Raw genomic sequence first — 5,794 nt, forward strand, 5'->3', positions numbered from 1 at the left:
CTACAATGTCTGTGGTTCGCACTTCTTCTCTTTCCTCTTTATAATAGAAATCATCATGATTACTACAGAGGAGGACCTCTCTTGTTCGAACATCATAAAGGCTTTCAGAAAATGCTTAAGAAAGACGAACTTTCATTTGGGGTGAATGTACCGCTTGAAAATTACGATAAAGAACCCCCTCAAATGATTCATCAAGTTGAAAGAGCTCAGCTTGCTGAAAGAATGGGTTTTCAATGCCTATGGTTCCAGGATGTACTACTTGAAGACCCTACTTTTGAAGATCCGGCTACCGGACAAATTTTCGACAGCTTAATTTATCTTACTTATCTGGCCTCCCAAACCTCGTCTATTCATTTGGGAACAGCGGCTCTCGTCACGTCCCTGCGTCATCCGCTTCGCACAGCTAAAGAAGCAGCCAGTATTGAGCGTCTCTTCCCTGAACGCCTTATGCTCGGAATTTCTTCTGGTGATCGAAGGAAAGACTTTGAGGGTCTTGGGATTGATATTATGAAACGAGGCGAGTTGTTTCGCGAGAGTTTTCATTATTTCAATGAGGTTGTTGCAGAGGAATTTCCGGAGGTGGAGTCAGCATTCGGAAAGCTTCACAAGTCGAATCTGGTTCCTAAACCCACTCGCAAAATCCCTGCTTTTATGACAGGCTATTGCCAGCAATCCCTTGACTGGGTTGCTGAGTATGGAGATGGCTGGATGTTCTACCCCCAGCGTCCTGAGAAGCAGAAAGAGACCATTTCAGCTTATAGAGAAAAAGTACGGGAATATCATGGTTCTGAAGCTTTTCGTCCGTTTTTCATGCCTCTTCCGCTTGAATTAATGGAAGATCCTGATTACCCTCTTGAGAAAATACCTGCAGGCTATCGAACAGGAAGAAATCATGCCGTCGAACTGCTTGAGAAATATAGAAAAGCGGGTGTGAACCATATCATGTTCGGTCTTTCCAAGAATGAACGCCCCGTTCCTGAGATACTGCAAGAATTGGGAGAATATGTACTCCCCCACTTCCACACATCAGCAGAATAATCATGTTAAAATACCCACCTCAGGTCATCCATATTATGGATGACCTGAGGTGGGTAAAACTGGGATAATGTTAGGAGAATGATAAATGAGTAAACCTGAAGTTATGCTTCTCGGTACATTTCATATGGCAATGGAACCTCAAACCGTCAATGAGCAGCAGGATCATATCCACACGGTCGTCGAAGCTTTTAAGAAATATAACCCGACTAAGATTGCTGTTGAGAAGTCTTTTCTTATTGAAGAGGAACTAGATCGTAAATATCAGGAATTTCTATCCGGTGAATTGAAACCCACCTACGATGAAGTCGAACAAATTGCCTTTAGACTGGCTCGTCAGCTGGAGCTTCCTCGGGTATATCCCGTTGATGAAGTCGTAGATATGAATACCCCTTCTTTAAATCAAGTCTTTGAGTGGGCAAAGGAGCATCAACCTGAATTATTCCAGGAGATTCTTGAAGTCCAGTCGAAGTTGAAGAAGATGGAAAACGACGAAAATCTGCTGCATTCCCTGTCTTATATTAATCGCCCTGATTATATCCAGGAGCTGCAAAGGGTGTACATGAAGCTTGCCAAAGTGGGAGACCGGCAGCATCAGGTCGGGGTTCAATGGTTGAAACAATGGCACCATCGTGATCTAGCCGTCTCTGCCAATATTGCCCGGATGTCCGGTCCCCATGATCGAATCTTGGTTTTAATTGGAGGCGATCATCTTCACTTGCTTAATCAGTTCTTAACCGACAGTGGAGACTTCATCATTCAGTCACCTCTCCCCTATCTTCCAAAATAGAGTCATACAAAATATCCCACCTCAGGTCATCCAATATTTGGATGACCTGAGGTGGGAAGTAATGGAACTACTTTTATGGTTTTTCATTAGGATCTTTTTCTTCTTCTTGGAGGAAGTCTTCTTCTTCATGGAACTCCTGACTGGTTTGTCCAGTTATATAGTCAAAAGGAGTGTAGGAATGGGTAGTGTCTATTGACTCTTTCTTTACAAACAACTTATAAGCTACGAGGATAATCAATATACATAAAGCTGCCCCAACGATTAATATTCCAAAAGCATTCAATATCATAGAAACACCCCTTTTGATCTATTTTAACACGAAAAACCTCCGCGCCATGCACGGAGGCTTCCCTTACTTATTTGTCCTCTTCATTTTCATCTTTATTTTTTTCTTCAAGTACTTCGAGAGCAGATCTTCTGCGCTTCTTACCTTTCTTCTTCCAGCGTTCGATATGAATCGTAGATGACTGATAATCATCAGAAGCCCGAATATCTTCGTTTGAGGCTCTCATAAAGGACCAGGCTAATAAAGCCATAATGAAAATCAGCGGAAATCCTCCCACAATACTTGCCGTCTGGAGTGTATCCAAACCACCAAGGAACATAAGCGCAAGCGGCATTAGACATAGAGCGAATGCCCAAAACAGGCGGTTCCAGCGCATCGGCTCGCCCTCTACACTCTTTTGCACAACAGACGCAAGGATGTAGGAGGAAGAATCGAAAGTCGTCGCCAGAAATATGATAGCGAGTACCGTAAAGGCCAGCACCATGAATTTAGCAAGCGGCAGTTGATTAATAATAGCAATAATGGTTGCCGGAGCTCCATTTTGATCCATAAAAGCAACTACATCAAACGATCCGGTCAACTGCATGTATAAACCGAAGTTACCCATGATTCCAAAGAACAGGATACAGCCGATTGTTCCATAGATCATGGTTCCAAGAACCATTTGACGAATAGTTCTCCCTCTTGAAATCCGGGCAACGAACAACCCTACGAACGGGGCATAAACAAGCCACCAGGCCCAATAGAAAATGGTCCAGGATTCAGGGAAATTGGTCTCGCCAAATGGACCTATACCTGCAAAAGGCTCCATCCATGTAGCCATTTTAAAGAAATTATCTGCAAGTATTCCAAGTCCGTTTACTGTCGTTTCACTAATAAAACGAGTAGGACCAAATATGAAAATAAATGCAAGAATAAACAAGGCCAACCAAAGGTTAATATCACTGAGAACTTTAATACCTCTTTTTAGACCTGAATACGAACTAATCGCAAAAATCAATGTACATAACAGCATAATGATAGCTTTCAAACCAAGATTCGCCGGGATACCTGTTAAACTATTGACACCTTCAGCGATCATAGGCGTACCAAGCGCAAGCGTCGTCCCTGCACCGCCCAGCAGACCAAACATAAACAGAACATCAATTACAGTTCCAAGAGGCCCGTCCACTGAGTTTCCTAATACGGGACGTACAGCTTCACTTACTTTAAGTACCGGCTTTTTCCTTACATAATAGAAATAGGCGATTGGTAAAGCAGGAAGCGTATAGATCGCCCATGCGATAGGACCCCAATGAAAAATCCCGTAAGCAGATGCCCATTGAATGGCCTCTTGAGATTCAGGAGTTACCCCAAATGGAGGACCCTGATAATAATAAGCCCACTCAATAACTGCCCAGTATAGAATACTCGAACCAATCCCTGCAGCAAATAACATGGCCGCCCAGGAAAAAGTGTTGAATTCAGGTTTTTCTCCTTCATCACCTAATTTAATTGAGCCATTTTTACTGAACGCTACAAATATTAGAAAAGCAAAAACCACAAATCCCATAATCATGTACAGCACACCGAAATTACCTGTCATAAAACTATTGGCGTCAGCTACAATAGCCTTTCCGGCATCTGGAAACAGAATTAATGGAAGCGTAACCGCTACCAGTAAAATTAATGCGCCTATAAATGTAGGCCAATCAATCAATCTCGTCTTCATTTCAAAGCACCCTTTCTGACTTATCTGCTAGTTGTTAGTTTGTTCCTAAGTAAGCAATCCATTCTGTCTGGAAAAAAGAGGGGATAAAGAGGGGGTAAGATATAGACAAACTTAAGCTTAACAAGTGGATACACATATGCCAAATCCAAAAAACGATACTTGTGTCTAAATTTAATAAAAACTCACTGTCTGGCATATTTAATCAATGCAAGTTGACTTTTTACTTCTATTCTTGGACGATTATAGCGTGATGCTTGAAAATAGGGGAGTTTATTCATGGAGTATACATATAAAAAATTTTCAAAAGCTTGCTTATACACTAGTTTTATCCTAATTTACCTAATATATCTTTTTATGGATAATAATTACATAACCTATTTGTTGGGCTGCATCGCACTGATTATTATTCCGGTTTCCTTTAAAGGAGCGAGCCGTACGTTTCAAATGATTTCTACTGTATTTGTTTTTGCCGGATTCCTGATCTTTAGCTTCTCCGGAGAAAACTGGCTGACCCTCCCCTTATATTTTACATCTACGGCTTTGCTTCTCAGTCTTTTATATTTCCTGCCATTTATTAATAATCTTATGGTGGTGGGCAAATATGACGAAGAACTGCAGAATCTGCTGCAGCTAAGAACAAAACATCTAGGTCAGCTGTATTACCGAAGTTCTTTAATTACTTACATTCTCTGTCTTTTTGTATTTTTTTCGGCCATTTCTATTGTTCAGGGAGTTGTTAAAAATTCAGCTCAGAAAATCAGCGAATCACGTCTTGAACCATTTTCCAGCCAGTCCATCCTCCGCTCCTTTGCACTGGCCAACGTATGGAGTCCTATAGAAATTTTTATCGCCCTGACGGTTACGATTACAGGAGTTGCTTACTTTGAGTTGCTGCCGTGGGCTCTGTTTTTTTCTATTTCATTATTGCTCATCGACTGGTGCATCGGATGGTTCACTTACAGAAAAGAGGTCTATGAAGCACCAGAAACTTCCTCAGATATATCCGGCAGTCGATTAGTGGGGAAAGTCAGCTACTTACTCGGCATGCTATTTTTATTTATTTTTCTTGCCTTTGGCATACAGAAGCTATTAAGTATTACTTATTTTAATGCCGTTATCCTATTCATTTTACCTTTCACTCTGTTATGGGCGCTTACTATAAAACAATTAAAAGAATTTATGAGCTATAACAAAAAAAACTGGGTTCCCCAGGTCAACGGCTTACAGAATTTAATGCTTTTGTTTATTTCACTTGGTTTCTTCAGTGAGATGTTTGAACAGACGAAAATGATTAATATGATTCAAACGCCCTTATTGCAGGTATCTTCCTTGCCTTTACTGTTGTTTATAGCTATTCAGCTAGTTTCACTACTCTTCTCATTAATCGGCATCCATCCCTTAGTAACCATTAGCCTAATGGGAACTTTAATCCAGCCGTTACTGACCGAATTAAATCCTTTAAGTCTCGCTATTGTACTGTTAACATCCACCCTCGCGAGTGACGCTGCGGGTCCATTTAATACGACTGTCACCATCATGAGCCAGTTAACAGGCAGGAATCCTTACCGCATAACGAAATGGAACATTGGTTTTGCTATATGGTTTGGAACAGCAGGAAGTCTGCTCGGCTGGCTGCTTCTATAAAAATGGCTCTGGTAGAGTTTATTGTTGATTTTTCATAAGATCTTTATTACGCAATAGGGCCAGTTACTGTAAGACTCCGTTTCGAGATAATTTGGGTCCGTTACGATATTTGGAGAAGGGCTGGTGGGGAAATAACTCTTCTTGTTCCATCACCCAGACACTCGAGACATAAGCCGCTCATCAACGGATTGAAAAAACGCCATCCTTTTGATGGTCGGCTTATGCTGGTCGTGTCTTTCGGGGTGATTCCACATTTGAACACTTTCCTATGGCCCTACACGACGTAGGGTCGATCGACGTTGCCACAGGACGTGGCGACTTTAGTCGA

At 41.6% G+C, this 5,794-nt stretch carries 5 protein-coding genes; 3 read left to right on the forward strand and 2 right to left on the reverse strand.

Annotated elements, in window-relative coordinates:
- Positions 1–81: 81 nt before the first annotated feature.
- Both WAM07_RS01105 and WAM07_RS01110 read left to right on the forward strand, forming a co-directional pair.
- Positions 82–1,038, forward strand: a complete 957-nt coding sequence (locus WAM07_RS01105; protein ID WP_422164048.1) for a TIGR03571 family LLM class oxidoreductase — start codon at positions 82–84, stop codon at positions 1,036–1,038.
- Positions 1,039–1,123: 85 nt separating this feature from the next.
- A complete protein-coding gene (locus WAM07_RS01110; protein WP_422164050.1) occupies positions 1,124–1,825 on the forward strand; it encodes a DUF5694 domain-containing protein in 702 nt (233 codons plus the stop codon).
- A 73-nt stretch (positions 1,826–1,898) separates the two neighbouring features.
- Here WAM07_RS01110 and WAM07_RS01115 read toward each other — a convergent pair whose 3' ends face one another.
- Positions 1,899–2,114, reverse strand: coding sequence for a DUF3951 domain-containing protein (locus WAM07_RS01115; protein ID WP_422164052.1), 216 nt, complete (start codon positions 2,112–2,114; stop codon positions 1,899–1,901).
- Between the two features lie 67 nt (positions 2,115–2,181).
- Positions 2,182–3,822: a BCCT family transporter gene (locus tag WAM07_RS01120; RefSeq protein WP_422164054.1), complete on the reverse strand. Its 1,641-nt coding sequence runs from the start codon at positions 3,820–3,822 to the stop codon at positions 2,182–2,184.
- Between the two features lie 354 nt (positions 3,823–4,176).
- Here WAM07_RS01120 and WAM07_RS01125 point away from each other — a divergent pair, with 354 nt between their 5' ends.
- Positions 4,177–5,466, forward strand: a complete 1,290-nt coding sequence (locus WAM07_RS01125) for a hypothetical protein (RefSeq protein ID WP_422164056.1) — start codon at positions 4,177–4,179, stop codon at positions 5,464–5,466.
- The last annotated feature ends 328 nt before the right edge of the window (positions 5,467–5,794 follow it).

The sequence above is a fragment of the Halobacillus sp. genome (assembly GCF_049282395.1).
Lineage (GTDB): Bacteria > Bacillota > Bacilli > Bacillales > Halobacillaceae > Halobacillus.

Bases quoted from the DNA above. Each gene is read 5' to 3' on its own strand.
- WAM07_RS01110 (WP_422164050.1), top strand. From the start codon at position 1,124: ATGAGTAAACCTGAAGTTATGCTTCTCGGTACATTTCATATGGCAATG.
- WAM07_RS01115 (WP_422164052.1), bottom strand. From the start codon at position 2,114: ATGATATTGAATGCTTTTGGAATATTAATCGTTGGGGCAGCTTTATGT.
- WAM07_RS01120 (WP_422164054.1), bottom strand. From the start codon at position 3,822: ATGAAGACGAGATTGATTGATTGGCCTACATTTATAGGCGCATTAATT.
- WAM07_RS01125 (WP_422164056.1), top strand. From the start codon at position 4,177: ATGGATAATAATTACATAACCTATTTGTTGGGCTGCATCGCACTGATT.